This is a genomic window from Roseovarius sp. D22-M7 (assembly GCF_037083785.1).
In the GTDB taxonomy this organism is placed as follows: domain Bacteria; phylum Pseudomonadota; class Alphaproteobacteria; order Rhodobacterales; family Rhodobacteraceae; genus Roseovarius.
Genome location: NZ_JBAPKY010000184.1, coordinates 1 through 1,060 on the forward strand (window position 1 = coordinate 1; position 1,060 = coordinate 1,060).

Annotated in this window: 1 protein-coding gene; it reads left to right on the forward strand. The window is 66.7% G+C overall.

The window, feature by feature from the left end; translation table 11 throughout:
* Nucleotides 1-723: IS91 family transposase (locus V8324_RS22005; RefSeq protein ID WP_336422013.1), on the forward strand; the 723-nt coding region annotated here is incomplete at its 5' end.
* Nucleotides 724-1,060: the final 337 nt, after the last annotated feature.

The following is a 1,060-nucleotide window of genomic DNA, read 5'->3' on the forward strand; positions in this document are numbered from 1 at the left end:
ATCGTCCCGGGCGGCGGCCTGTCGGCCGACGCCACGAGCTGGATTGCCTGCAAGCCGGGGTTCTTCCTGCATGTGCTGGCGCGGCTGTTCCGGCGCCTGTTTCTGGAGGGGCTGAGGGATCTGCACCGGGCCGGTCAGCTGGCCTTCTTCGGCGATCTGTCCGAGCTGGCCAACGCGGACACCTTCACCGCCTGGCTCGCCCCGTTTCGCAAATCCGACTGGGTGGTCATCGTGCCAGAGGCGCGTCTTCGACACGACGCCAAGCCGCCCTTCGGCGGGCCAGAGGCGGTGCTGGCCTATCTCAGCCGCTATACCCACCGGGTCGCCATCTCCAACACCCGCCTGATCAGCGCGGACGCAGAGACCGTCGCCTTCCGCTGGAAGGATTACCGCATCAAGTCCGGCGACCGGCAAAAGGTCATGCGGCTGGCAACGCCGGAGTTCATCCGTCGCTTCCTGATCCACGTCCTGCCCGACGGGTTCCACCGCATCCGGCATTACGGCCTGCTGGCCAATTCGACCCGCAAGGCCACCATCGCCCGCATCCGCGCTCTCCTCGGGCAGCGGCCGCCCGAACTGGAAACGCAGGAATCAGCGAAGCCTGCCACGCTCACCCTGCGCGAGCCGTGCCCGTGCTGCGGGGGCCCGATGCGCATCATCGAGATCTTCCGCCGCGGCCAGAAACCGATGTCGCGCGCACCACCACGGGAGCAGGCCGCATGACGAACCGCCTGTCACTGTCACGAGCACCACTCCGGTTCGCTTGCCCGTTCCGGACTGCCCCAGGGTTGCCTCACGCAGCGCACCGCCTGCGAACCGCCGATCAAACGCGTCGCACGAGGTCGAACGTCATCGTCGGTGCGGATCATGACGCCCTCGGAGGCCATCACTGTCCTTCGAACCGTGGGCCAAATCCCACCATCGCCGGGAACCTCAGCCCACTTTCTCCATAGACAGCGCCTGACCACCGCGGCTTCCACCTTGGGAAGATTTCCAACGCGGGCCGAGGAGGCGCCAACAGGCACCGTTGCAACACCGCCCGCATCGAAAATCCTTCACC